This is a genomic window from Marinobacter excellens LAMA 842 (assembly GCF_001574445.1).
Taxonomy (GTDB): Bacteria; Pseudomonadota; Gammaproteobacteria; order Pseudomonadales; family Oleiphilaceae; genus Marinobacter; species Marinobacter shengliensis.
The window spans coordinates 91,025-115,458 of record NZ_LOCO01000005.1 but is presented as its reverse complement, the minus strand read 5'-3'; the positions used below and the strand labels follow the sequence as shown (position 1 = coordinate 115,458).

The 24,434-nt window shown below is 58.5% G+C and carries 24 protein-coding genes; 8 read left to right on the top strand and 16 right to left on the bottom strand.

The genetic code is table 11. The annotated features are described in order from the left end of the window. Positions 1-38 precede the first annotated feature (38 nt). Positions 39-2,714 (top strand): nitrate reductase, encoded by a 2,676-nt coding sequence (locus tag J122_RS27480; RefSeq protein WP_061331260.1) that lies wholly within the window; start codon positions 39-41, stop codon positions 2,712-2,714. A gap of 7 nt (positions 2,715-2,721) precedes the next feature. Here J122_RS27480 and J122_RS27475 read toward each other — a convergent pair whose 3' ends face one another. Next, positions 2,722-3,420: a hypothetical protein gene (locus J122_RS27475; protein ID WP_227510090.1), complete on the bottom strand. Its 699-nt coding sequence runs from the start codon at positions 3,418-3,420 to the stop codon at positions 2,722-2,724. 175 nt (positions 3,421-3,595) lie between these two features. Between J122_RS27475 and J122_RS27470 the strand changes: the two genes are divergently transcribed. Together J122_RS27470 and brnA are read left to right on the top strand one after the other, a co-directional pair. Further along, positions 3,596-3,859: a BrnT family toxin gene (locus tag J122_RS27470; protein WP_061331258.1), complete on the top strand. Its 264-nt coding sequence runs from the start codon at positions 3,596-3,598 to the stop codon at positions 3,857-3,859. After that, positions 3,849-4,118, top strand: a complete 270-nt coding sequence (gene brnA, locus J122_RS27465) for a type II toxin-antitoxin system BrnA family antitoxin (RefSeq protein ID WP_061331257.1) — start codon at positions 3,849-3,851, stop codon at positions 4,116-4,118. Before J122_RS27470 ends, brnA begins: the two co-directional genes overlap by 11 nt. An 818-nt stretch (positions 4,119-4,936) precedes the next feature. On the opposite strand, the gene J122_RS27460 is transcribed toward brnA, so the two are convergent. The 9 genes from J122_RS27460 to J122_RS27420 form a co-directional block, all read right to left on the bottom strand. Then, the gene (locus J122_RS27460; RefSeq protein WP_061331256.1) at positions 4,937-5,395 is read right to left on the bottom strand and encodes a hypothetical protein; all 459 of its coding nucleotides are present in this window, start codon (positions 5,393-5,395) and stop codon (positions 4,937-4,939) included. Between the two features lie 15 nt (positions 5,396-5,410). Continuing rightward, the gene (locus J122_RS27455) at positions 5,411-5,758 is read right to left on the bottom strand and encodes a hypothetical protein (protein WP_061331255.1); all 348 of its coding nucleotides are present in this window, start codon (positions 5,756-5,758) and stop codon (positions 5,411-5,413) included. An 83-nt stretch (positions 5,759-5,841) separates the two neighbouring features. Further along, positions 5,842-6,360, bottom strand: coding sequence for an Hcp family type VI secretion system effector (locus tag J122_RS27450; protein ID WP_058092827.1), 519 nt, complete (start codon positions 6,358-6,360; stop codon positions 5,842-5,844). A gap of 204 nt (positions 6,361-6,564) precedes the next feature. After that, positions 6,565-8,295, bottom strand: coding sequence for a bifunctional protein-serine/threonine kinase/phosphatase (locus tag J122_RS27445; RefSeq protein WP_061331254.1), 1,731 nt, complete (start codon positions 8,293-8,295; stop codon positions 6,565-6,567). Beyond that, entirely contained in the window at positions 8,292-9,128 is an 837-nt protein-coding gene (locus J122_RS27440; RefSeq protein ID WP_061331253.1) for a formate/nitrite transporter family protein, read from the bottom strand. Before J122_RS27440 ends, J122_RS27445 begins: the two co-directional genes overlap by 4 nt. A gap of 296 nt (positions 9,129-9,424) precedes the next feature. After that, the gene (locus J122_RS27435; protein ID WP_061331252.1) at positions 9,425-10,135 is read right to left on the bottom strand and encodes an energy transducer TonB; all 711 of its coding nucleotides are present in this window, start codon (positions 10,133-10,135) and stop codon (positions 9,425-9,427) included. Next, positions 10,132-10,542, bottom strand: a complete 411-nt coding sequence (locus J122_RS27430) for an ExbD/TolR family protein (protein WP_061331251.1) — start codon at positions 10,540-10,542, stop codon at positions 10,132-10,134. The genes J122_RS27435 and J122_RS27430 overlap by 4 nt, the downstream gene beginning before the upstream one ends. Beyond that, positions 10,539-10,889, bottom strand: a complete 351-nt coding sequence (locus tag J122_RS27425; RefSeq protein WP_227510089.1) for an ExbD/TolR family protein — start codon at positions 10,887-10,889, stop codon at positions 10,539-10,541. Before J122_RS27425 ends, J122_RS27430 begins: the two co-directional genes overlap by 4 nt. Before the next feature lie 31 nt (positions 10,890-10,920). Next, positions 10,921-11,706 carry a MotA/TolQ/ExbB proton channel family protein gene (locus J122_RS27420; protein WP_061331249.1) on the bottom strand — a complete coding sequence of 262 codons (786 nt, stop codon included), beginning with the start codon at positions 11,704-11,706 and terminating at the stop codon, positions 10,921-10,923. A gap of 155 nt (positions 11,707-11,861) precedes the next feature. On the opposite strand from J122_RS27420, the gene J122_RS27415 reads away from it, so the two are divergent. Continuing rightward, on the top strand, positions 11,862-14,216 hold the full coding sequence (locus tag J122_RS27415) for a diguanylate cyclase domain-containing protein (RefSeq protein ID WP_227510088.1): 2,355 nt from the start codon (positions 11,862-11,864) through the stop codon (positions 14,214-14,216). On the opposite strand, the gene J122_RS27410 is transcribed toward J122_RS27415, so the two are convergent. After that, positions 14,213-14,980: a sulfite exporter TauE/SafE family protein gene (locus J122_RS27410; protein WP_061331247.1), complete on the bottom strand. Its 768-nt coding sequence runs from the start codon at positions 14,978-14,980 to the stop codon at positions 14,213-14,215. The two genes, J122_RS27415 and J122_RS27410, sit on opposite strands and share 4 nt — an antisense overlap. Positions 14,981-15,076: 96 nt before the next feature. Here J122_RS27410 and J122_RS27405 point away from each other — a divergent pair, with 96 nt between their 5' ends. Then, the gene (locus tag J122_RS27405; RefSeq protein ID WP_061331246.1) at positions 15,077-16,564 is read left to right on the top strand and encodes an amidase; all 1,488 of its coding nucleotides are present in this window, start codon (positions 15,077-15,079) and stop codon (positions 16,562-16,564) included. A 142-nt stretch (positions 16,565-16,706) separates the two neighbouring features. Continuing rightward, positions 16,707-17,315: a hypothetical protein gene (locus J122_RS27400; protein ID WP_058092818.1), complete on the top strand. Its 609-nt coding sequence runs from the start codon at positions 16,707-16,709 to the stop codon at positions 17,313-17,315. 48 nt (positions 17,316-17,363) lie between these two features. On the opposite strand, the gene J122_RS27395 is transcribed toward J122_RS27400, so the two are convergent. The 4 genes from J122_RS27395 to J122_RS27380 are packed head-to-tail and all read right to left on the bottom strand — an operon-like array spanning position 17,364 to position 21,451. Then, on the bottom strand, positions 17,364-18,494 hold the full coding sequence (locus tag J122_RS27395; RefSeq protein WP_082780512.1) for a HupE/UreJ family protein: 1,131 nt from the start codon (positions 18,492-18,494) through the stop codon (positions 17,364-17,366). Continuing rightward, positions 18,491-19,732, bottom strand: coding sequence for a tetratricopeptide repeat protein (locus tag J122_RS27390; protein ID WP_227510087.1), 1,242 nt, complete (start codon positions 19,730-19,732; stop codon positions 18,491-18,493). Before J122_RS27390 ends, J122_RS27395 begins: the two co-directional genes overlap by 4 nt. After that, on the bottom strand, positions 19,692-19,925 hold the full coding sequence (locus J122_RS27385) for a hypothetical protein (protein WP_061331245.1): 234 nt from the start codon (positions 19,923-19,925) through the stop codon (positions 19,692-19,694). The genes J122_RS27390 and J122_RS27385 overlap by 41 nt, the downstream gene beginning before the upstream one ends. A gap of 20 nt (positions 19,926-19,945) precedes the next feature. Continuing rightward, positions 19,946-21,451 carry a DUF4331 domain-containing protein gene (locus tag J122_RS27380; protein ID WP_061331244.1) on the bottom strand — a complete coding sequence of 502 codons (1,506 nt, stop codon included), beginning with the start codon at positions 21,449-21,451 and terminating at the stop codon, positions 19,946-19,948. 169 nt (positions 21,452-21,620) lie between these two features. On the opposite strand from J122_RS27380, the gene J122_RS27375 reads away from it, so the two are divergent. Together J122_RS27375 and J122_RS27370 are read left to right on the top strand one after the other, a co-directional pair. Further along, positions 21,621-22,178: a sigma-70 family RNA polymerase sigma factor gene (locus J122_RS27375; protein WP_061331243.1), complete on the top strand. Its 558-nt coding sequence runs from the start codon at positions 21,621-21,623 to the stop codon at positions 22,176-22,178. After that, positions 22,175-22,873 carry an anti-sigma factor domain-containing protein gene (locus J122_RS27370; RefSeq protein WP_061331242.1) on the top strand — a complete coding sequence of 233 codons (699 nt, stop codon included), beginning with the start codon at positions 22,175-22,177 and terminating at the stop codon, positions 22,871-22,873. Before J122_RS27375 ends, J122_RS27370 begins: the two co-directional genes overlap by 4 nt. Positions 22,874-22,900: 27 nt before the next feature. Here the strand turns inward: J122_RS27370 and J122_RS27365 are convergent, their stop codons facing one another. Further along, positions 22,901-24,325 carry an HDOD domain-containing protein gene (locus tag J122_RS27365; protein WP_061331241.1) on the bottom strand — a complete coding sequence of 475 codons (1,425 nt, stop codon included), beginning with the start codon at positions 24,323-24,325 and terminating at the stop codon, positions 22,901-22,903. Positions 24,326-24,434 lie beyond the last annotated feature (109 nt).

The window sequence follows — 24,434 nt, the reverse complement described above, 5'->3', positions numbered from 1 at the left end:
ATGGCGGGCTTTTTTATGGGTAAAGCAGAGGATTGATCATGAAAAACCGCCGAACCACTCCCGGAAGTACCGCCACCACCTGCCCTTATTGCGGTGTGGGCTGTGGTGTTCTGGCGAAACCTGACGCCGTTCAGGGCGATCTTGGCCACCCGGCCAATAATGGTCGCCTTTGTGTCAAAGGCTCTGCGTTACATGAGACCGTGACCGGACACGACCGTTTGCTGGCCCCCCGTGTGGCAGGGCATACCGTTGAGTGGTCGGAAGCCATTGACCGGGTAGCTGAGGCCATTCGTGTTTCGGTCAGAGACCATGGCCCGGAGTCTGTGGCTTTTTACCTGTCTGGCCAGCTGCTCACAGAGGACTATTACATTGCCAACAAGCTGGCCAAGGGCTTTATTGGCACCCCGCACGTGGATACCAATTCCCGGTTGTGCATGTCGTCTGCCGTGGCAGCCCACAAGAGGGCGTTTGGTGAGGACTGCGTGCCCGGCTGTTATGAGGACCTCGAGCTGGCGGACTTGCTGGTGCTGGCGGGCAGTAATGCCGCCTGGACGCATCCGGTACTTTATCAGCGGATAAAAGCGTCCCACCGGCCCGGGCGCAAAGTGGTAGCCATTGACCCAAGGCAAACCGCAACCACAGAGATGGCTGACCTGCACCTGCAACTGCGGCCGGGAACCGACACCCTGCTGTTCAATGGCTTGCTGGTTTGGCTGCATGACCACGGAGCCCTGGCCACACAGTACCTGGAACAGCATTGCAATGGATTCGAGGAGACTCTGAGTGTGGCCCGCGCCTGTGCGCCTTCGATACTGGCGGTCGCCCGCGGATGTGACCTTCGGGCTGCGGATGTGGAACGCTTCTATCGGTGGTTTGCCGAGACCGATCGGACAGTCACCGCCTTTTCCCAGGGCATCAATCAGTCGGTGGCTGGCACCGACAAAGCCAACGCTATTATCAACTGCCACCTGGCCACAGGGCGCGTTGGCCGGCCCGGTGCCAGTCCGTTTTCACTCACCGGTCAACCCAATGCCATGGGTGGGCGGGAAGTGGGCGGTCTGGCCAACACCCTGGCGGCCCATATGGATTACGACACGCCCGGCGCGGTGCAACGGGTTGCCGACTTCTGGCACAGTGAAAAATTGGCAGCGGGACCGGGCTATAAGGCGGTGGATCTGTTTGAAGCCGTTCATCGGGGCGACATCCGGGTGCTCTGGGTGATGGGCACCAATCCTGCGGTCAGCCTGCCCGACAACGCCCGGGTCAGGGAGGCCCTGGCGCGATGCGAGACCCTTATAGTCTCAGACTGCGTGGCCCAGACCGATACCACGGCGTTTGCCGATATCCTGTTGCCTGCTGCCGGTTGGGGCGAGAAGGACGGTACCGTGACCAACTCGGAACGGTGCATTTCACGCCAGCGTCGATTTTTGCCAGTGCCAGAGGGTGTCCGGCCGGATTGGCGAATCATCCGGGATATCGCCCAGGCGCTCGGTTATGGTCACGCCTTTGACTACCAGGAGCCTGCGGAGATTTTCAGAGAACACGCGGCACTGTCCGGTTACGGTAACGGCGGTGAGAGAGTGTTTGATATTTCCGCCCTGGCCAAGCTGAGTTCCACGGAATATGACCGGCTTCAACCCGTGCAGTGGCCGCTTACCGGGGGCAATCCCGGTGCCTGGCTGCAGACCCGCCGGCTGTTCTCCGATGGTCGCTTTCCCACGCCCGATGGTCGCGCCCGCCTGGTACCGGTTTCGAACCTGCCGCCCGGACAGCAGCCCGATGCCCGGCATCCCCTGATCGTGAATACCGGTCGTATTCGGGACCAGTGGCACACCATGACGCGCACGGCACTGGCGCCCAGACTGTTTGCCCATCGCAGTGAGCCCTTTATCGAGGTTCACCCGAAGGACATCGCCACCTTTGGTTTGATTGAAGGTGCACTGGCCACGCTGACAGGGCATGCCCGAAAGGGGTTCACCGGCCGGGTCCGGGCCAGCCCGGCACAGAGACCCGGAGAGGTATTCGTTCCCATTCACTGGAATCGGCAGTTTGCATCCTCAGCCCTGGCCTCCGACCTGATCGCCCCCGTCGTCGACCCGATTTCAGGGCAACCGGAAGCCAAATTTGGCGTAGCCTCCCTTCGGCCACTAATCACTCGATGGCAAGCCCGGCTGATGCTGCCCGCGGCCGGGGGCACCGCATTGGACGCCACGTCGCTGGACTACTGGAGCCACCAGGCACTGCCTCATAGCCGGTCCTGGTGGCTGGCCGGTCGCCGGTCAATGGACTGGCGTGAATGGGCCCAGCAGATTTTCGCCAGGGAACCGGAGCTGGTTATGCAAGATAGTGCCCGGCGTCGCTTTCGTGCGGCCTGGCTCACCGGCAACCGGTTGGATGGCGTATTGCTGGTAGAGTCCTGTGTGCAAACCATGCCGGACCTCGGCTGGTTGGATGACTGTTTTGGCTCCGAGAACCTGACACCGGAGCAGCGCCGATCCTTGTTGGCTGCAGGTTCGATCGATGCAGAACCGACCGGGCCGCTGGTCTGCAGCTGTTTCCAGGTAGGCGAGCGCCAGATCAACCAGGCAATCGAAGATGGGGCCGCCAGCGTTGAAGCATTGGGTCAGCGGCTGCAGTGCGGCAGCAATTGTGGTTCTTGTATACCTGAGATTCGTGGCTTGCTGGCGAAATCGGCGGATCGGGAGCCTGCCTGAAACCGGATCAGTCCGGGCGGCGTAGGAGGGAAACCGGTACCCGGTACCGCAAACCGCGGGCATTCAAAGTAACCGCAACCGTGCAGGTTTTTCGGTTCACCCGGACAACCTGGCCCCGTTTCTCGTGCCGGCCTTCGCCAAAACAGACCGCATCGCCGACCTGCCACTGCCGGAGCTCCCGGACTGGACTGGGGAATACAAACGGTGTGCTGGGCAATGTCACTCCCGCTTCTACGGCAGTCTCCTCAAGGTACTGCCGGGTGGCGACCGACGCACCACTGCTATACAACCCGTCCAGCGCTTCATAGAAATGCCGGTTATGCACCGAACCATAGTGCCGCTGGCCTGCACTGTATTGCAGCAAATGGGCAAACTCATGGCAGCAGGTGTGGGCCAGCAGGTTCAATACACTCACCTCACCCCCAAAATAACCCCGACTCCGGATTTCCCGAGTCGATAACCAGCCCTGGGCGGTTTCCGGCTGATGCTTGGCGGCAATCATCCGCGCGCCATAGGTGATCAGATGCTGCTTCTGGGTTGGATCGTAACGGTGATAGGTGGCCTGGCCGGACCCTACCCGCAATGCCAGCGCTACACCCCGGTTTTGCTCCCGAACCCGGGCTTCGGCGGGTGCCCATAGGATGTCGCGGGTGGCTTGGCACATGAGAGTGCCGATGGCTCGGGTGGTTGATGTTGGTACTGGCATACGCGTTGGATATCTGGATTGAAAAGCACAGAGTGGTAATGGTCGTGCAAGCGTAACCATGGGATTCACAAATTGCTATGGCCCGTGTTGGCAAAGTTGTTCAGAGTCTCTTTGACGTTTTGTACCGTGGTAGTATTCTCTTGCCGGGCGAGTAAAAAAGGAATAGTTTGTACTCATGGATGTGTTTGAATTTGACGGAACCAAAAGCCAGGCCAATCTGGACAAACACGGCATTGATTTCTTGGCTGCCCAGCAGTTGTGGGAAGACCCGTATTTGCTGGAAGTAAAGGCAAAGTGCGTGGATGAGCCTCGATATCTGCTGATTGGAAAGATTGGGGACAAGCACTGGTCGGCCGTTGCGACCCACCGGGAAGGACGTATTCGTCTGATTTCGGTCAGGCGTTCCCGCAAGAAAGAGGTTGAGCTTTATGAAAGCTAAAGATTTTGACAAGAAGTTTGATGAGAGCCAGAAAGATGTTGTTGGAGATCTTGATCTGTCTTCTGCAAGGCGGGTGAATCAGGAACAAAAGCGAATCAATGTTGATTTTCCGGCCTGGGTCGTGGAGTCTCTGGACCGTGAGGCTGCGCGTATTGGCGTTACCCGTCAATCCATCATCAAGGTCTGGCTGGTTGAACGTTTGCAGGCGGAGGCGGCCAACAAGCCGCTTAATCAGGACAATGCAGGCGGTACTCACTAACGGAGCGGTGTAACTCCGGGGAAGTCCACCACCCGGTCCATGGAGTCGGCAGGCCGATGGCTAGTTTTATTTCGGAAGACAATATCGAGCAGGCGCTATTGCAGCGCCTTCAGTACATTCATGGTTTCAAGGGATATCGGGTATCTCTGCGCCATAGGCAGTTGTTTCATCGCCTAAACAAACATAGACAGCATAGATCATTTGCGTGGTTTTCTGACAGATAAAAAAATAGAATTTCGATTACAAGTTTTTTCTATGCAAAGTTACAAGCCGGCTGCACTACTCCGAAATTCTTACGCCATTTATACGCAATGACGTTGAGCTTGCAGCTGGCCCCTGAAATGTAATAAGTGATTGAGCTTGGCTGTTCGGTACGATAAATACGGTTCTAAATTCTCCCTGAACTACTCCAAATACCCGAGCTTCGGGAATCTGCTCTATCCAAGCTGGTTTGTTTGAACCCTGACTTGCGCTCTCAAAGAGCGTCAGTGAAGTGTCGATTGCTGAACCTGAGCTTACTGAACTTGGGATGTCCTCTGATTGGACAAAACCTACGATTCGGTCGTTTCGTAGAAACACGAGCTCGCCATCTCTCACCTTTACAGAGGAGAACATCGTATCTGGTACTTCTATGGTTAATTCGCTGTATGGTTGAATCACCAATGAAGAGTGCGATGCACAGCCGGAGAGAAGAAGTACAAATGCTAAAGCTAGGCCCATCCGTGGCATGGTAGAAGGCTAATCTCAATGGCGTTTAGATAGAGGTTCTAAAATGGGGTAGAACCCCTCTTTTCCTGAACAAATATAACCGGCGTGGATCATTTGTGTGCCTTGCTGACAGACATGGAAGATAGAACATCGTCGAACACGTCTTCCTTAATACTTATGGTAATCCATGAAGTTGGATGTTTTGAGGTGGCGATAAATGCAGTGGTGTATCCATTGACGGTGACTGAGAAGCCGTAGGCGCTATCACCCAAGTCCAGCTGAACGATCTTGCCGGAGGATTTTTTCGCTTCATCAAATCCTTGCCTGACTTCGTCGACCGCTGTGTCAAAATTTGGGTTGGTTTCCATGGTCATCAACGAACCAATCATTGCCGAATCGAGCCAAATCTGAGTTTCAAATGGTTGCACATCGACTGTATCAAACTGACTGTTACTGAGTTCGAAAGTCAGGTCGTTGGAGGTGCGAAACTGAATGGGTGTCTGGCCCGTAGCAGCACAACCAGAGAGCATGCTGACTAACACAAACCCTATAGCGATAGTTCTTTTCATCAAACGGATCCCTGTTTAGTTCAAAGAGTCGAGAATAGCAGGTTTGAATTGAACAGCGCGAAAGCGCTTGCACATCATGTTAATGCGTACGTTGCCCAGTAGAAAGGGCTCCCCCGACTTTCTAATGACACGTAAAGCCCATTTTCTAAGCTTGTTTGCGGGCCAAAGGAGATCCTGAGGGTTTGGAACGGCATCAATCCATGTGCTGCAGTCTTCCATTTCCGCCAGTAATTCAACCACCCTTATGATTGTCTCATCCGTAATCGAAGATGATGTAAAAAGTCGGGCGTTAGCCTGTCCGTAAAATGCGCTGATGATTGCCTGAATGATATCGACATCATTCTGAGTAATAGTGTCGCTCATAATCTTCATTCCTTGAAGTCCAAAGCAAATGCCCCGACCATCTTACGATGGCCGGGGCAATATGACGCATGGGCGAAGCTAACTTACGCCTCGATCGGCGTACGCCAGTCGTCTGCACCGGAAGTACCGGCAACGGCATGCTCCCAGGTTACCTTGCGGTAGGACAGGGAAACGGTCACCAGCTGGGTGAAGTCAGCGTTGGCGGCGTCCTGGCAGTGGGGCATGTTGCAGTTGATGTCGATGATGGTGGCATCTTCCAGGATGGTGGAGAAGAAGTGCTCCTGTTTGCCTTCTACGGAAGTGCGGTACCACTTGAGCTCTACCTTCGGCAGCATTTCGCCGGAAGCCAGGGCGTTGTACATCAGCGGGGTGGCTTTGTTCAGGGCAGAAGTGAACTTGAACGGCTTGTGAACACGCTGGCCGGAAGGCTGACCAGACTGCGGGTCAGTAGGGACGGTGACAACGTGGCTGAATTCCTGAACCAGCACTTCGTCTTCGTGACCTTCAACGTAGATGTTACCTACGGAGTCGGAAGTGAATGCGCCAGCGGTGATGTTACCCTGAGTTTTACCTTCGATGCTGATATAACAAGGAGTTGGCATAGTCTGCTCCATGACGTTTAAGTGAATGTTTGTCCCCGGGCTGTTCCCTGGACGCGCTTACTGGTTACAAGCGCTGTGCCAACTCTAAAAAATATATTAAATACATATAGTTATGTAATATTCGGCGAAGCCGAAGTTGGTGGTGAGCAAACCCTTGCTTGGCCTCTGGGCGAGCTTTTGCTGGCCGGGCAAAAAGTTGCCCGATCAGGGGCGCCAGGCGAAGGACGCAAGTAAGGCGAGTAACAACAGCGCAGACATTCCCTGCCAGAAGGCCACCGGGTGGCGCTCCATCAAGGGTTTCTGGTGATGCTGCTGCCACTGCGGATTCGGTTGGCGCAGGTCGAACAGAAATTCCGACAGCGCCGGGTAGCGTTTGTGGGATTCCGGGTGCAACGCCCGGGCCAGGGCATGGTCAATCCAGCCGGGAAGGTCCTCCCGGTGCAAGCGAGCAGGATGGTAGCTGAGCTGGCGTAACTGGCGGTGATTGCGAATACCCGGCACGCGGGTGCCGTAGGGTAGCTGGCCGGTCAGCATCTGATAGGCGATCACTCCCAGTGAAAACTGGTCCGTCTGCCAGCCGGTGGTTTCGCCGAGAAAGGCTTCCGGAGCGCTGTAAAGCGCGGCGCCACGGGGCCAGGTGGGCTCATCGTGGTCATGGAGTTCCTGCAGGCCAGCGATGCGGGTGGCGCCGAAGTCGATGAGCACCACGGTGCCCTCGCCGTTGATCAGGATATTCTCCGGTTTCAGGTCCTGGTGTACCATTTCCAACCGGTGAAACGCCCGCAGCCCGCGGGCAATCTGCTCCACCAATTGACGCACGGTTTCCAGTGCCGGCGCCGGGTGGTCCAGAAGCCATTGCCGCAGGCTGATTCCCTGAACGTACTCGGTGGCCAGGTACAGGCAGCTGCGAGGGCGTTCCGGCGCAAACGCTTTCACTACGTGAGGGCTGTCGATGCGCTGGGCTACCCATTGCTCGGTGGCAAATTGCTCCAGCCCCGCCGGGTTTTCGCGCAGTTCCATGGCTGGGACTTTCAGGGCGACATGCTGATGGCTGGCTTCATCGATGGCCAGGTAGACCTGGCTGCGGCTGCTGGCGTGAATCGGCCGCACAATACGGTAGCCATCCAGTACCTGCCCCGATGCCAGTTCCCGGGCGAACGGCAACTGCTGAACATCCCGGGCGAATTCGGCGCTGCTCTTTCCGGCGGCAACGGAATCTACACGAACAAGCTGCACGCTCAGGTTATCGTTGCTGCCAGCGGCAAGGGCTCGCTCGACCAGCGTTCGGGCGGCGGAGTCCAGATCTTCACCGGCCGCCTGGATAATGCCGGCCATGTCACGCTCGGACAGATGTTCATAGACGCCGTCAGTCGCCAGCAAAAATGTATCACCGAGCCATACCGGCACCGCCAGGTAGTCGATGTCGACTTGCTGGCTCAGCCCCATGGCCCGGTTCAGGCAGCTGTCTTCCTGCGACAACCATACCCGGTGATCGGTGGTTAGCTGTTCCAGCGAGTTACCCTGCAGCCGATAGATGCGGGCATCGCCAATATGGAACACATGGGCCGTCGCCGATTTCAGCACCAGTACACTGAGAGTGCAGACGTAGCCCCTGTCCTGATCATAGCGGTAGCGGCTTTGTCGAGTTTGGGCGTGCAGCCAGGCGTTGGTGGCCCGAAGCACCCGTTGGGCCGACTGCTTTACGGACCAGCTGTCTGGTGTGGCGTAATAGTCGTTCAGAAAACCGGCGACGGCAGATTCGCTGGCAATCTGGCTGACGTTGCTGGAGCTGATGCCATCGGCAATTGCCACCGCGATACCCTTGGTGCCCAGCTGATGGTCGCCCGGGATCATCAGTCCATGAAAATCCTGGTTGACCGGCTTGGGCCCCGGGTCAGTGTGCTGGCCGGTGGAGACCGCGAGCTGTGAGGTCATACCGCATTGGAGTTAAAGCGTTCCGGCAGGGTGCGCTTGGGCGCCGTGCGCACATGAGTGGCATAGAGGGTCAGGCCGGTGAACGACAGGCCTCCGACCAGGTTGCCCAGTACGGTGGGAATTTCGTTCCAGACGAAGTAGTCCATGATGCCGAACTCGCCGCCCATCAGCAGGGCAAAGGGGAACAGGAACATGTTGACGATGGAATGCTCAAAGCCCATGTAGAAGAACAGCATGATCGGCATCCACATGGCCAGCACCTTGCCCTGTACCGTGGTTGAGATCATCGCTCCGACCACGCCCATAGATACCATCCAGTTGCAGAGTACGCCCCGCAGAAAAATGGTAAACCAGCCGGCCACGCCGTGTTCCGCGTAACCCAGAGTGCGCTCCTTGCCGATCGCGGCAATGCGGTCGCCGACCACGCCGGGTTCGGTATTAAAGCCGTAGGTGAAGACAAAGGCCATGATGACAGCGACGGTTAAAGCGCCGGCAAAGTTGCCAAGGAATACCCAGCCCCAGTTGCGAAGAATGCCGCGGGTATCTACCCCCGGGCGTTTGTCCAGCAGGGCCAGGGGGGTGAGCATGAACACCCCGGTGAGCAGGTCAAAGCCCATCAGGTAAAGCATGCAGAAGCCAACCGGGAACAGCATGGCGCCGATCAGTGGGCTGCCTGTCTGAACGGCAACGGTGACCGCGAATACCGCTGCCAGGGACAGAATGGCGCCAGCCATGAACGCTCGGATCAGTACATCCCGGGTAGCCATGTAGATTTTTGATTCACCGGTGTCCACCATTTTGGTGACAAATTCCGAAGGCATGATGTAAGACATAGGTTATCCCCTGGTTCCTTCTTTGCCCGCTTTTCCGTGGGCGAAAAAAAACGACGACGCCCATGGGCTGCCGTGAATGGCAGGCATGAGCAGACGCCGTCGTCTGAAAGATTGCTGTTTGGGCAGACAAATTCGATCTGCTGACCAGGACTCAGCAGGCACCGTGCCAGCTCTGGGTTTTTCGGGGAAAAGGCTTTTAATTCAGTAAGTAATAAAAGGGCAGCGGGCTGTGTGCCCGGGGCGGTGTTTGCTGGCCTGCACCGGCTCAGTGCGATCTGCGCTTCTGTGGTGCGGGTTCAGCGCAAGCTGAAGCGAACGGGCAGCGCGTAGGTAAACGTCTGGCCGCGCATGGAGTCCGGAACCTTGGGTAGGGGCGCTGCCTGGGCCAGCATCTGCATGGCTGAGTCATCAAGCAGTTGATGCCCGGAGCTGTCCCGCAGCGAATGGCTGACCAGCGTGCCGTCACGGGCAAATTCGAAGACGATCACCGGGGTACCTTCCTGCCCGAGGCGGCGGGCCCGCCGGGGGTATTCGTAATAACGGGCGAGGTGGCGGCTGAGCTTGCTCAGGTAGCTGTCGACCTCGCTGGAATTTCCTGCGTTCTGGAGGGGTATCGCATCCTGGCTGTTTTCGGCATCTGCTTCCTCCCCCGCTTCTTCTACAGCCGCTGAATCCGTGGGCGCTGGTGTGCTGGGCTCGCTGACTGGCTCAGGAACGGGCTCTGGCTTCGGAGCCGGTTCGGGCTCTGGTTCGGGCTCTGGTTCAGGTTCCGGTATCGGCTCTGGTTCCGGGGTGGGTTCAGGTTCGGTCACAGGTTCCTGTTCCGGCTCTGGCGATTGTCGGCCCGCAAGGCTGATCCGGATGGCCGGAGCGGTGTTGACAGCGCTGTCGCCCAGCACCGGAAGTTCCATGGGTTTGTCTGGTGCCATCAGCGCCAGTGTGGCTACCGTCGCCACAATGGCGGCGGTCAGAATCAGAGTTTTCGGGCCCCGGCCTGCGGCTGTCATGCCCCGGGCTCCGTCAGCAGTAGCACGTCGGTGTAACCGCCGGTTTCAAGAACACCCAACAGGTCTTCCAGGTCCGCCATGGTGAGGCTTTGGTCTGCGGCAATGCGCAAAGACGCGTGATCTTCAGGTTCGGGTAAACTTGCCAGCAGTCGGTCCCGGCTGACCGTTTCTCCACCCACTGTCCAGCTGCCATCGGCCTTGACCATCAGATCTGCCTCTGGAGCACGTTCTTCTTCCAGCTGGGAGCTTCCCGGCAGTTCCGGCAATGGGTCTTCAGTGAGCTGGCCAGCAACAACAAAGAACATCAACAACAGGAACACCAGATTGATCAGCGGCAACAACGCATCTTCAACACGTTCGAGCAGTCCTTTTCCGGAGGTGGCGGGGGGTGGAACCAGTTCGGTCATGACTCGGGTGTGCCGCTACGTTTCCAGTGGGGGGTGATGCCGGCGTTATCCAGCGCGCTCAGCGTGTGGGTAAAGCTGGCCAGGCTGGCCTCTGGAGCCGTCTCGAGGTTCGCTTCGGAAACGCCGGCGGCGGTCAGGGCCGGCATCAGCTCCTGCAGGCTGTAGCGGGTGTCCCGCCAAAGGATGCGGCCATCTGCCTCTACCCGGAGTTCCGGGTGGGGGTCGCCTGCGGTGGTGCTGCGCTGGCTGGTGTCGTTGCTTAGTTCCAGGTAATCCACAGGTAACAGCCGGGTGGTGAGCATGAAAAACACCAGCAGGATAAACACCACGTCAATCAGTGGTGTCATCCGGATCGGTATGGGCCTGCTTGGTCGGGGCTCAACCAGCTGCATGGGCAAAACGCGGGTTGTCTGCGTTGTCGTAGCTGTGGCTGGCTTGAGCGGTCTGCTCCGCAGCAACTGCGGATTGCTCGGTAACGGGCTGCGGCTCAGTGGCAGGCAGCACGTTGAACACGCTTACCAGGGTGCTGTTGATCACTTTGTGAATGCGTCGCAGGCGAAACTCCACCCAGGCCGCCAGTGCCGCAAATGGAATGGCAATGACCAGGCCTGCGGCAGTAGTGGTCAGCGCTTCGTAGATACCGCCACTGAGTTGGCTGGCATTGGCACGGCCATCGGTTGCGGCCATGGCGCTGAAGGCTTCCATCATGCCCATGACTGTACCCAGCAGGCCAAGCAATGGCGCCAGGGCTGCGATCACTTCAATGATCTTGAGCGGCGCTTCAAAGGGTTCCAGAGCGTGTTGGGCATCCCGCACGGCGGTCTCCCGAACTGCTGTGGTGTTTGCCGTGCCTTTGCAGGCCAACATGGTGTTAACCAACAAATGCATAAGTGGGTTACAACAACCCAAAAAGCCTGCCTGCTCTCGCACCTTTTCGGGCCGGGTATCTGCCGGGGAGGACTGCCACTGATGGATCAGGTGGTTCAGCCTGCGAGTGTATCGGGGAGCGTACAGGGCTCCAAACAGCATCAGATAAACGAAGGTGACGAAGCCGATAACGGCAATGGCGATGAGCACAATCATCACCGGTCCGCCCATGTCGATCAGCTGGGCAAGGGGGCCGTGCTGAGCCAGTGCGGCGGAGGCAGGGCTGATGGAATCCATACAGAATCGCTCGGAAAATTAAAGTTGATCTAAATAATAACGATTATCACCTGAATTACAAGCGGGGATCTGATAGGAAAAACCTGCCTTTGCTACACTTCAATAAAGCCCGGAGAATGCGAAGCGTCCGCTTTGGACGGTATGAGGTTAGTTATTTGATCAAGTTGTGGTTTTCGAGTCTGGCGAACCGGGCAGTTGCCCTGGTAGTGGCTTTTGTGTTGGTGACCGCGGTTGTGGTGGCCAGTGTTAGTTCTGCGCTGAGCCGGGCTGAACTGGAGCATCAGGCGCACCAGCAAGTGGAAGTGATTGTCGGAATGGTGGCAGGTGACCTCGACCAGAAACTTGCCCTGCGGCGTGATGTTCTCTCTCACGTTGCCACTGAAATCCTGGCCTCGGATGCCCTGCTACAGAATCGGGCGCGCGTGGTATTGCGCCAGCAGGCCTCGCTACTCCGGCTCTTTGATGCCCTGCTTATCATCGATGCCACTGGTGAGCTACTGGCCGCCAATCCCCGTGATGACCTGATCCCCGGCTTCAATGCCTCGGAACGGCCATACTTCAAAGCCGTTTCCAGCCAACTGGTACCCATCATCAGTGAGCCTTACTTGACTCACATTGATGGTGAGCCGGGTGTCATGATTGCTGCACCACTTTTTGATCACCGCAAACGATTTGCCGGCATGATTGGCGGGTTGATTCTGCTCAACGGTGACAATTTCATGCGGGATTTCTCCAGCATTCGGGTGGGGGATGCAGGCTATCTGCGCCTGATTACTCGCCGGGGTGTGGTACTGGCTGATGGCAGCGATGGTCGCGTAATGTCGCCAGTAGATGCCCGGCAGAGCTCTGTTGCACGTGCCATGGAGGGCTTTGAAGGTTCACTTCGCGATGCGTCTGCCGGGGAGAGCCCAACCATCAATGCCTATCGCCAAATGGTTCAGGTCCCCTGGTTTGTGGCGGCGGTTTGGCCCGAAGCGGATGCCTTCGCCTCGGTCAACCGAATGCGCGATTCGTTCAGTTGGACACTGCTATTGGTGCTGGTCTTACTGGTACCCCTGGCATTCTGGTTCTTCCACCGTTTGTTGCGGCCACTGCGCGATCTGAGCGTTCAGATCTATCAGCGCCATACCGGCGAACGCCAGATGCCGGTCTCGGAAATTGGGGGTCGGGAAATCCGGAATGTAGCCCGGGTTTTCAACATGGTCCGCCATGAGCGCGATGAGATTCTGCGATCATTGGCGGAACGAGAGGCGTTCTTCCGTTCTCTGACCCAGGATGCCCCCATTGGCATTGTCCACTCCAATATTCTCGGTCGGATTGAGTTCGTTAACCCGGCGCTGTTGAATATTCTCGGTGAGACGGCTGAGCAACTTGCACAACAGTACCTGATCTCGAGAGTGGCCGGTGAGGATCGCGTTACGGCTATGGTGGGTTGGCGCCGGGCTTTGACCCGACGAAGGTTTTATCGCGGACGCCTGCGATTGCTGACCACCCGTTCACCGGGGTATGTCTGGGTCGATACCATGACGTCGGTCGTTGATTTGCCGGACCAGGCTCTCGGTACCATTACGATTGTACGGGATGTCACTCAAGAAATGCGTTTCGAGAAGGCACTCCGGGAAGAGCAACAGAGGGCCGACTCGATACTGGATGTGTTGCAGGAAGGCGTTCTGATGGTTGATAAGGCGGGCCTTGTCCGTTACGCCAACGACGCGGCCGGCGAGTTTCTTGCGTTGGGCGATGATTGCATTGGCAAGAACTTCTTCGAGACGGTGACCTTTCGTTATGACAACCACAAGATGGAGCCGGAGGAATTTCAGGAAGGCGAGGAAATCGATAACCGGTACGTTACTCTGGAAAACTCGCAGAGCCAGGTCTACGACATTGATCTCACCATGTTGCACTTGCGCAGGGGTGAGCATGAGGAGCGCCTGGTATTTGTGCTGAGGGACGACAGCGAGCGGCGTCGGGAAGAAGAACGACTCTCCTGGGAGGCTACCCACGATGCGCTGACCCAACTGGTGAATCGCCGGGCTTTCACTGCCGCGCTGCTGAAAGCGCTGGCTGAGGCGCCACATCAGGCAACGCCCGCTGTTTTGATGATGATCGATCTTGATCATTTCAAACCGGTCAATGACCAGGGCGGCCACCTGGTGGGCGACGACCTGTTGAAACGCCTGGCGGATCTGTTCCAGAGCGCGGTTCGCCAATCGGATACCGTCGCACGATTGGGTGGTGATGAATTTGCGGTTCTGTTGCCCGGATGTGGTCTGGACCGGGCCGAAGCCCTGGCAGAAAACCTGCGCAGCCGGGTCGAGGCACTGAAAGTCCAGCACGATGGCCGTTCTTTCGGTGTCACTGTAAGCATTGGGCTCACACCGGTGTCTGCTGGCGACAGCGGCCCGAGGGAGGTCATGGCACGGGCGGATGAAGGGTGCTATATCGCCAAATCTCGGGGGCGCAATGCGGTGGTCTCAGTGCCCGCCCCGCCTGACGACACGGGACTTTAGGCCAACCAGCCGGCGGACTCCGCCGCTTGCCACAGCAGGCGCAGCGCCAGCAGTGTCAGTACCAGGTTGAAGGCGAGGCTGAACCACCGGTTGGTCATGGATTTCAAAACGTGCAGCCCCAGCCAGGTGCCGGTGAAGCCGCAGGCAATCATGGCGAGAATGAACAGCAGCCAGTCCGAGAACACGAATCCGGCAACCCCGAAGACCAGCGCTTTGGGCGCATGTTGCAAGGTCATGGCAGCGGCGAAGGTGGCCACGGTTTTAAAGCGATCCCGGTGAATCTGCTTGATAAAGGCGGCGACCAGGGGGCCCGTGGCGCCCACGAACAGGCTGACAAAACTGGTGACGGCGGAAGCTAAAAAAATGCCAACGGGCCCGAACGACGCTTTTGGCAGTTTCGGCCCCCAACACAGATACAGCACGAACAGAGCGATGGATAGCTGCCAGAGGTGCGCGGGTAAATCAACCAACAGCCAGGCGCCAAGCGCCGCCCCTGCGATTACGCCGGGCGTGAAGGCAGCAATAACCTTCCAGTCGATGTGGTGCCGGGTCAGCACTGCCCGGCCGGTATTGGAGCCAAGCTGAATCATGCCATGCACCGGAATAATCGCCGCCGGTGGCATCCAGGATGCCATCAACACCAGCAGCAGAACGCCACCACCGGCACCGAGCACAGCGGTCAGCATTGAGGTTATCGCCGAGGCTAATAGCAGAAAAAGAGCGACGCCCGGGCTAATGGCCTCTGGAAACAGGGTCAGGTCCATGGAACTCACTTTGGGATTGGCGTAAGCTCCTGAGTTTCCGGTTTATGCCCCGAAAGTCCAGTGGGGGCGGGTAAATAACAACAAACAGGGTGGCCCATGAACCAGTCCGAATATCTGAGATACGACGCAACAGCGCTGGCTGATCTGATCCGTCGGGGTGATGTGACGCCCCGAGAAGTAACCGATGCGGCGGTGGAGCGAGCCAATCATGTCAATGGGGCCTTGAACGCCATTTGCCACCCCCAGTACTCGGATGCCATGGGGCAGTCGCCGGTGTCTGATGGGCCGTTTTCTGGTGTACCCCTGCTGCTGAAAGACCTGGCCCAGGAACAGGCCGGGCAACCTTGCACCTACGGCAGCCGGGCCATGCGAAAGAATATTCCGAGCCGGGACTCACAGTTCGTACAACGTGCCCGTAAGGCCGGCTTGGTGTTTATCGGTCGCACGGCAACGCCGGAGTTCGGCCTCAAGGCCGTCACCGAGTCTGCTCTTTGGGGCCCGAGCCGCAACCCCTGGAACACGGAACTGACGCCCGGGGGCTCCAGTGGTGGCTCCGGTGCCGCGGTAGCCGCCGGTGTTGTTCCCATGGCCGGAGCCAACGATGGCGGTGGGTCCATCCGCATTCCGGCAGCTTACAACGGGCTGTTTGGACTAAAGCCATCCCGCGGCCGGATCTCTGTAGGGCCCCACGCCGGAGAGGCCTGGACCGGCGCTTCGACCGACCACGTGGTGTCCCGCACGGTGAGAGACAGCGCCAGCATGCTGGATGTGTTGGCCGGTGCAGCCAGTGGCGACCCCTTCCGCATTCCGGAACCGGAGGGTTCCTGGCTGGACCTGATGCAGCAATCGCCGGGGCGGCTGAGGATTGGTGTGTTTACCTCGTCGCCTTACGACACCGAGGTAGCGCCGGAGTGTGTGGCCGCCGTCGAAGAAACCGCCCGTATGCTGGAAGGCCTTGGGCATCATGTCGAGTATGCCCGGCCGGAATTTGACGGCATGGCCTTGGCACGGTGCTACCTGGCCCTTTACTTCGGTGAAGTGTCCTCAATGATGGACAGGGCCCGGGAGCAGTTCGGTGCCGAGGACAAGGATTTTGAGCTGGAGACCCGGTTACTGGGTATGTTGGGGGGTACAATGCCGTTGCCGGATTATGTTCGTCGTCGCCAGCAGTGGAACGATTTCTCCCGTGCCTTGGGCGCATTCTTCGAGCGTTTTGACCTGTACCTGTCCCCGACCACCGGCCAGTTGCCGGCCAGGATCGGTGAAATGGATACGCCGGCCCACCTCAAACTGATCGCCAGGCTGATGCTAACCCTGAAAGCGGGCAAACTGGTCCATCGTAGCGGCCAGGTGGACCAGATGGCGCTGGAAAGCCTGGCCCGAACGCCCTTTACCCAGCTTGCGAACCTGACCGGCACGCCGGCGATGTCGGTACCCATGCACTGGACCCGCGATGGTTTGCCGGTAGGCGTCCAGTTCGGCGCCGCCCATGGCCGCGAGGATCGACTGTTGCAGCTGGCCGCCCAGCTTGAGGAAGCAAACCCCTGGTTCGCCAATTACGAACGCCTGGAAAACGCATTCTGACGCGGTGACACAAACTCCCGTGCGAGGTTGTGATCCGCGCCGGCAAACTCCACGTTTATCTTTACTGGTGGAACAGGCTATGCTGTAACACAGGGATCTGATTCCCTGACTACCCTGATGGCATCGAGGAGGCGAGCATCTTATGAACCAATCGATGGCAATCGACGATCTGGTATCCGTAGCACAGGCCGAAGCCATGGGGGAACTGGACGCCCCGATGATGGCCATAGTTCTGTCCAGTGAGCAGAGCTACGACCTGCCCATCAACTCTCTGGAAACCGATGCCGACAAGGCCCGCTGGGGTCTGATTCTGCGGGCGGCCCGCGAACATGTGGAAGCCGACGCCGTAGCGGTACTCTACCCGGCCTGGACCACCATCCGTCGAAAACCGACCGATGCCGAAACATCCCAGGCCCAGGCAGAGGATGAAGACAGTGCCGATGATGATAACGGTCCCATCGACACCCTGTTTGTTCAGCTGCACACCCGAGACAGAATCTATTGGCGGGGCTTTGAACAAATCCGCGATCCCAAACATCAGCGCATTATCGGCTTTCGCCGGATCAAAGCGCTGTCCACCGACTACGACAGAGACAGCGCGCCAAGTGTGGCTGCCTGGTTGAGCACCCTGTTCGAACCTTTGCCAGACGAAGGCGAGGAAACCGATATCGACCGCGAGCTGGCGGATTTGCTGGAAGAACCCGAGGTCAGCGCGGCGCTCTACCCGCGGCAGATGCGGGCGTTGCACTGATCCCGTGATAAAGGCCGGCCGGGCGCCACGGCCCCGGCCGGATAGGTTCTATATTTCGGCGATCCGTTCCACCACCCAATACAGGCTCAGGGCGCCGACTGCCACGAGCATGGCTGGCACGGCGGCCCGTTCGTAGAAACGCGAGCGGGCGGCGAGGTACAGCAATGGGAAAACCACCAGCACCAGCGCAACCTGCCCCAGTTCCACGCCAAGATTGAACCCGGCCAGCGCCACCGCCATTTGAGAGACGCCGGTGGTCAGATCGCCCAGCACACTGGCAAAACCAAACCCGTGAATAAGACCGAAGCCGAAGGCCAGCTTCCAGGTTTTCCGGCCCAGTATCGGCCAGATGACGTTCAGGGCGGCCAGCGCAACGGACAACGCAATAATGGTCTCTACCCAGGCAATGGGCGGGCGCACCACACCGAGTGCTGAAAGTCCAAGGGTAATGGAATGGGCCACAGTAAAAGCGGTGACGATGCCGACCAGTTCAAGCAGCCTCGGTCTCAGACCGGCGTGAACCGAAGTATGTCGGGTCCCAGTAGTTTCCCGTCGTCGAATCGTGGCTGGCAGCATCAACACCAGCAGGAAGAGAATGTGATCAAGCCCTATCAGCAAGTGAACGACGCCTTCATAGAGAAACGTGCCGAATAAGCGACCACTACCGAAGCTGGTTGCTGCTAAGGCCAGCGTCGGGTCATCGGGGCCAATAACGGCAAGCGTCTGCTGGCCTTCGTAGGTCAGGCTGACAAGCCCTCTGTGCAGGGGGTCGCGATCAAACAGCAGTGTATAGGTAATGGATTCCGCCACTTGTCCGTTGGGGCACGAGACCTGATACAAAGCCGCCGCGTAAGGGCCATCGCTGTGGGTGGATAGCCCCCACTGCTCACCCTGCAGGGCGCAGCTGCCGCTGTGATTGGCCAGTAGCAGACCCTCCTCCAGGTAACGGGTAATCTCTCCTCGGGCTGCTCTCAGCTCGGCACCACTGACCCTCCGGTCGGCATTGCGGTCGAGGGGCACCTCCAGGGCAAGGTCCCTGAGGGCGAGGTCCACCCGGACGGTCGACTGGTCAAGGTCAAGGTAGATAAAGGCATCGCTGGCCTTGTGGGCCCAGGCCGGCGATGAGCTTGCTGCCAGCATCGCAACGAACAGTAACCCAGGAAGAAGGAATCGGTTCATGAGTCGGTCTCCGGGAAGCGGCTGTCGGTTTGCCGGTGTTGGTTCAGCCAGTTGCGAACCGTATTGGCGGGTTCGTCTTCGCCGGCCGCAACGCTGGCGCGTAATACCAGCCTGGTGTCTTCCGGCTCCCGTTGATCTTGCCAGTTGGCCAAGGCATGGCTAAGCGCTTGCTGTGGTTGGCCTTCCACATCCAGTTGGAACCGTGCGAGATCTCGTTCATGCAGAAGGCTCCCCCGCCAGCGAGCTTCGGAAAACCGCTCTTTCAGGCGAGTGATCATGGCGTTGGCTTGGTGATGATTGGTTTGCAGCATGGCAATCGCCTGGATAACTGCCAGGGAGTCCACGTGCTCATAGCCTTCTGTCAAAGGCAGGGCGTTCTCTGGTTGGTTGTTGTCCAGAAACCAGTCGGCCAGCCGGGCGCGGGTGTACAGATCGTCTGGCTGCTGGCTGAGAATGAACCGCCAGTGGTCGCGGGCACGGGCATCGCCGAGCTGGGCTGCGAGGTCGGCAAGCGTCCCCTCCGCCCAGAGTCTTGCCGAGCTGTTGTGCCGCTGTTCTGCGCGGGTACGATCAAGAAGCTGTTGATATGCCGCTTGTGGTTGCCCGGTTCGGCCCTGAACTTGTGCCTGACAACTGTGGGCAACCAGCCCCGGCGAGGATTCAATCAAAGCCTGACATTGTACGGCCGCCTGTTCATAGCGGCCCTGCACCAACTCTAGGTTTGCCAGCGTCAGTTGGGCCTGTCGCTTCTGAGTTGGGTCATTGGCGGTGTTAATGACGGTTTGCAGGTCGGCCCGTGCATCGTCAAATTGATGCAGGCTTTGCCGAACCGTGGCTCGAAGAACTCTCAGTCGGTCGGTCAGTCGGTCCTCGGGCCATTGGCCGAGCAAGCCGCTGGCATAACCCAGGTATCTTGGATCGCCATCCCGTCTGGCCTGGAGGATCTGCTGCTGTATGGTGTCTGCCAGTTCCGCTGCGTTGTCGGGCAGCGGGGCTCGGGTCAGCGCTGGTTGTGGCAATGTGACGAGAATGTCGGCGTCATTAAAGTCGGTTCTGATGTCGGCAGGTGCTGCCCAGGCGGCGGAGCCAAAGACGGCCATCCCTGTCAGGATGACCGAAAAGGCTCCGCCCTTCAGGGCAGGAGCAAGAGCTACCAGCGCGCCTTTCCCGGCACGCTGGTAGCGGAGCAAGCCGCGATCAGAACAGGTTGTCAAACGCCTGTTCGTTGTCTTGATCATTGAAGCTGAACTCCAGGTTATTGATATTGACCGGTTCTCGATCATCCGCGGTGCGCTGTATCTCGTTCTGGACAAATGTGGTGAAGTCCACCGAGATTTTCAGGCCCTGGCCCCGGTTATTGGAGCTGTCTGAACAGCCAGCAAGTGCCAGAGCAAACACCAACAACGCCGCGATCTTGAGCATGGGTTTCATGGAAACCTCCTTTTGTCGCTTCAGTTACGCTGTGGATTCGGGGAGCCAGAGAACGGATGGCCCAGGTACGGGAAGCCGCTCAGCAGAAGATCCCGATCAACCACTGCTCCGTCGGTGTATTCGATCTGACCAGCAGGTGCCGATTCCTCATCGAGCAGGACGCCCATCACCACGCGCAAGGCAATGTCCACCACATCATCCACAGGCCGGCGGCCATTCGGGAAGCCGGTAACGTCTCCGGCGATGACGCCCAGATCATCCTGCATGGTGACGTCGCTGCTGGCGGCCTCAATGCTGGTGTTCAGCCGAAGCATTTCACCCAGGGTTGGCGTGCCGCCGGGGCGTGTCAGGTCTGGTACACCATTGAGGAAGGCCCAAACCAGATCGGTGCGTGGATAGGCGTCGGGCGCCTGCACACCGAACAGGCTCTCGATCAGCACTGGTAAGGTGGGAGTCAGTACATAGGGTGCGAAGTTAGACGCATCGTCTTTCGGCTCGCTGGCATTGAAGAGATCCTTATCCCGAAGGCCAATCACGACTTCATTGACCAGCGGGGAACCGAGGCGCGACACCTGGGTGAATGCGCCACCTTCAACGGTCGCACCCTTGCCTGCATCACCTTCTTCGAAGGCCACAGGTCGCGGATTGATCACTCGTGCCTGGCGAACGCTGGCTGTAGTCCAGGCACCGATGACCGGATCATTGGCCGAGGCAACACACTCGATCGGCACCTCAAGAGCAAGCGACGTCACGTTCTTGCCTTCCAGAATATTCAGACCAAGATCCCGGCCGTTGGCGCCGGTGACATCTGCGGCAGACAGGTTGATCAGATCGAAGACTTCGCCGAGGTTGACGGCAAAGGCTTCGGCCCGCTGGCCGGCAAACACCCGTCCGGTACCGCAGCCCGGGATATTGGCGGTGTATACGTGGCTCTGGGCATAGGCAGGATAGTCTGCAATGGTTTTACTGCCGATGTTATCCAGTGGCTTGCTGAAGGTAGGGCTGCCGCCATCACCGGTGACGGGCTGCGAAACGCCAGTGCGTCGATCACCTCGAATGACATCCACGGTGTAGGTCTGCCGAACCTGAATAGCGCCGTTCATGGCGTCATCCATGGCGCCGGGACCAACCGGTGCGCCAGTTTTCAGAGGGATGGAGACCATTTCTCCGTTCACATCGATTTTCAGATCCTGCTTCACATCCTGGAATGAGAAACGGAAGGTGATGTCTTCCTGCGCGTTCCCGGTGTTGTCGATGTGAATCTCGTAGATGGCGTCTTCATCAAGATCGAAGTAGTTGGGCCCGCCATACGCATCCTGCAGCGGCAGATAGTTCGCGATCAGGGTCACAAAGCCCTCCCGGCCGGCTTCATAACTGCGGAACATATAGAAATCGGTTCCATCCACTTTCGGCATTTCGGTAATAAATGGGGCTTCTCTGTGGCTGGACGCGTGTCCGGATCCGGCGGCCAGGCACAAGCCGGCAACCGCAACTGCGAGGCCGGATCGTTTTATTAATGTGTTCATTCCGTGCTTCCTCATCGATGGTTGGTATTGCCAAGGGATAACGGGTGCCACCGGTGAAAAGATGCACTCCGAAGCGAAAAAAATGTGCGATTTTCAACGAGCGGTCTTGCAACTTTCGCGGCGCCCGCCCCGTAACTGTTCAGGAGCATTGGATGACACGGGGCAGAACATGACGGTTGATGAGTCAGAACAAAAAGAATTGTTGAACCTGTTGTTGGCAGTGGCACAGCATGATCGGGAGGCTTTTCGACAGCTGTACCAGCGAGTCTCGGCTCGCATGTTCGGGCTGTGTTACAAGCTCTCAGGCCAACAGGATCTCGCGGAAGAAGCGTTGCAGGATGCCTTTGTTCAGATCTGGCACAACGCGGGCGAGTATCACGGCGATAGAGGCGCACCCCTGGGCTGGATGTTGACCATTGCCAGATACCGAACTCTTGATCTCATCCGGGCACGCCGACCTCTGAGAAGTGCTGGTGACGACATGCTGAAACATCTGGAAGACGGACGCCGGGGGCCACTGGAGACCCGGCTACAGCAAGCTGGAGCAACAGCGCTGACAGGGTGCCTGGAAGAGTTGAGCGATACCCAGCGAGACACCATTTTGCTGTCCTACTACCGGGGCCTGACCCACGATGAGCTGGCTCAGGCCATGAGTTCGCCTGTCGGCACTGTGAAGAGCTGGATAAGACGCGGCCTGATGGCGCTGAAGAGGTGCCTGGAACGATGAAAAAAACGCCGGAACGTGTTGAAAGTCTCGCCGCAGAGTATGTGTTGGGTTCGCTAACCGGGCGGGCGAGGCAGCGCTTTGAGCGCTGGATGATGCAATCGGTGCAGGTTCGGCAGGAGGTCTGGTTCTGGGAAGAGCGGCTTGGCCAACTGACCCGGGCGGTGCCTTCGGTCAGTCCAGCTGCTTCGGTTTGGGCGAACATAGAACGGCGGCTTTGGCCCACTGCCGGCGAAACTCCCCAGGCACGCCCGCGCATGCGTTGGCTCTGGCCGAGCTGGAGCTTGCTGGCAAGCGCGGCTGCCTTGGTTCTGGCAGTGATTGTGGTTTCTCCTCACCAGACGGGCACAGGCCGTGATGTCCAGTTAACCGGCGCAGTGGTACAGGCTGACGTGAGCGATCCGCTATGGCTGGTCAGCGAAGCGGGAAGTAACCGATTGAGGCTGAGACCCGTGGCCGCCGTCGACGCAGAACAGGGCAGGGATTACGAGTTATGGGTAGTGCCGGGTGACGGTAGCCCCTTGTCGTTGGGCGTTATGGCCGTGGGAGGAGTATACGAGGTGACGCTGTCTGAGGATGCCCGCAGGCTGCTGGCCAGCAGCCGCACGCTGGCCATCAGCCTGGAGCCGAGAGGCGGCTCTCCCACGGGCGTACCGACCGGCCCGGTCCTGCATATCACCCGGCTTTACGAGATGTGAAACAGGGTCGAGCCGCCTCTCGGCTGATCAGTGGTTGGTGGTTAGCAGCGTGAGGCACAATTGTGCGTTCTGGATAAAGTGGGCAAAGGCTGCCAGCTGCTGCTCCGACGGCACATAGCCCGCCGCCGCATTATCGGCATAGAACAGGCCCACCAGTCGGCCCTTGGCGGTAAGCGAGCCTACCAGGGCCGGCACCTTGCCCAGCCAGCGGTCATAGGGAACACCGCCCGCCTGTTTGCCGGGTTTGTAGATGGCACAAGTGCCATGGGGTAAAAGCTCTCCCAGTGGCCCGGTGCCATCCTTGTGGATAATCAGGTGTTCTCGCCACTCTTCGGTACCACGGCCGCCTACCTTTTTGGGGATCAGATCTTGACCGGTGCGGTCACTCATCAGCAGGGCTACCCGTTGCATTCCAATGGCCCGGTGAATGCCTTCGATCACCAGCTGGCACACTTCGTTGATATCGGGTTTTTCTGCCAGTGTATGGGTCAGATCCCGAAGGATCTGCAACTGCAGGGCGGGGTCCATAACCGGGGCTTCGGCGCCGTGTCCGGCGGCGCTCTCCTGATTGCCGGGCAGCAACGCCGTGACCTGCGGAATGCCCAGAGACACGGCTACTTTGGTGGCTTCCTGGGCGTTGACCTTCAGTTGGTCCCGGATGGCGGCGGGGCTTTCTCCAACATCTGCCGACAAACGTTCCAGCACCTTGTCCATCTCTGGCCCGCTCCAGCCATGCTCGGACACCGTGGCCATTTCCACGGTGTTGCGCACCAGGCTGCTGGCCATGGAGTTGGCCTTGCCGGGCGCCACCACTTCACGGATAAACGGACCTAAAGACCAGGCTTCCACCAGGCCCCGGGTGATCTCGGTAAAGGTGGTGTGCAGCACGGCCTTCTGTGCCTCCACAGGCGGTTCGTCCAACCGCAGGCGCTCTTCCAGCTCGGTCGCCTGATCGGTTTCGCAGGACCAGAATGCCAGCTCACCGATGTTCATCAGCAAGGCCCCGATAAACACTTCCTCGAGCGCATGTTCGGTGCGTTTGGGCATCAGGCACCGGGCCTGAACGGCTGCGTGAATAGCGCGGGCAAGGCAACGCAACAGGTGTGGCCGGTCGTTGCGTTTGAGCAGAGTGTCGACAATCAGCGATGAAATCGCCATGGATTTCACGGCATCGAAACCGATCAACGTGATGGCACGGCTGACCGTGCTCACTTGGGTGCGGGTCTGGTTGTAGAACACCGTGTTGGAAAGCCGAAGCACCTGGGACGTCAACTGGGCATCATTCAGAATCACATTCGCCAGTTCGTTCACTGTGCTGTTGCGGCTGTCGGTCAGTTCGTTGATCTGCCGGAGGGTGTTGGCCAATACCGGCAGCTCTACCTTGCTGAGGTAGGAAACCCATGCCTGGGTGGAATTCATCCTTGAGGGCGTATTCTCGGACGGTGTAGTCACAGTTACGGCGCGCCTCGGATAGGTGGAGGTTTATTAATGTTCTTTTCAAATAGCAGTTTAGCTGAGGGCAGGCGGGTGTGTCAGGTAGCTTTTTGTGTAAGGGCAACTA

Coding starts and splice junctions, on each gene's coding strand:
- J122_RS27390 (WP_227510087.1), bottom strand. CDS start 19,732: ATGATCAAGACAACGAACAGGCGTTTGACAACCTGTTCTGATCGCGGC.
- J122_RS27400 (WP_058092818.1), top strand. CDS start 16,707: ATGAACCAATCGATGGCAATCGACGATCTGGTATCCGTAGCACAGGCC.
- J122_RS27425 (WP_227510089.1), bottom strand. CDS start 10,889: ATGACACCACTGATTGACGTGGTGTTTATCCTGCTGGTGTTTTTCATG.
- J122_RS27395 (WP_082780512.1), bottom strand. CDS start 18,494: ATGAACCGATTCCTTCTTCCTGGGTTACTGTTCGTTGCGATGCTGGCA.
- J122_RS27405 (WP_061331246.1), top strand. CDS start 15,077: ATGAACCAGTCCGAATATCTGAGATACGACGCAACAGCGCTGGCTGAT.
- J122_RS27460 (WP_061331256.1), bottom strand. CDS start 5,395: ATGAAAAGAACTATCGCTATAGGGTTTGTGTTAGTCAGCATGCTCTCT.
- J122_RS27480 (WP_061331260.1), top strand. CDS start 39: ATGAAAAACCGCCGAACCACTCCCGGAAGTACCGCCACCACCTGCCCT.
- J122_RS27370 (WP_061331242.1), top strand. CDS start 22,175: ATGAAAAAAACGCCGGAACGTGTTGAAAGTCTCGCCGCAGAGTATGTG.
- J122_RS27420 (WP_061331249.1), bottom strand. CDS start 11,706: ATGGATTCCATCAGCCCTGCCTCCGCCGCACTGGCTCAGCACGGCCCC.
- brnA (WP_061331257.1), top strand. CDS start 3,849: ATGAAAGCTAAAGATTTTGACAAGAAGTTTGATGAGAGCCAGAAAGAT.
- J122_RS27385 (WP_061331245.1), bottom strand. CDS start 19,925: ATGAAACCCATGCTCAAGATCGCGGCGTTGTTGGTGTTTGCTCTGGCA.
- J122_RS27475 (WP_227510090.1), bottom strand. CDS start 3,420: ATGCCAGTACCAACATCAACCACCCGAGCCATCGGCACTCTCATGTGC.
- J122_RS27470 (WP_061331258.1), top strand. CDS start 3,596: ATGGATGTGTTTGAATTTGACGGAACCAAAAGCCAGGCCAATCTGGAC.
- J122_RS27445 (WP_061331254.1), bottom strand. CDS start 8,295: ATGACCTCACAGCTCGCGGTCTCCACCGGCCAGCACACTGACCCGGGG.
- J122_RS27410 (WP_061331247.1), bottom strand. CDS start 14,980: ATGGACCTGACCCTGTTTCCAGAGGCCATTAGCCCGGGCGTCGCTCTT.
- J122_RS27455 (WP_061331255.1), bottom strand. CDS start 5,758: ATGAGCGACACTATTACTCAGAATGATGTCGATATCATTCAGGCAATC.
- J122_RS27375 (WP_061331243.1), top strand. CDS start 21,621: ATGACGGTTGATGAGTCAGAACAAAAAGAATTGTTGAACCTGTTGTTG.
- J122_RS27450 (WP_058092827.1), bottom strand. CDS start 6,360: ATGCCAACTCCTTGTTATATCAGCATCGAAGGTAAAACTCAGGGTAAC.
- J122_RS27430 (WP_061331251.1), bottom strand. CDS start 10,542: ATGACCGAACTGGTTCCACCCCCCGCCACCTCCGGAAAAGGACTGCTC.
- J122_RS27380 (WP_061331244.1), bottom strand. CDS start 21,451: ATGAACACATTAATAAAACGATCCGGCCTCGCAGTTGCGGTTGCCGGC.
- J122_RS27435 (WP_061331252.1), bottom strand. CDS start 10,135: ATGACAGCCGCAGGCCGGGGCCCGAAAACTCTGATTCTGACCGCCGCC.
- J122_RS27440 (WP_061331253.1), bottom strand. CDS start 9,128: ATGTCTTACATCATGCCTTCGGAATTTGTCACCAAAATGGTGGACACC.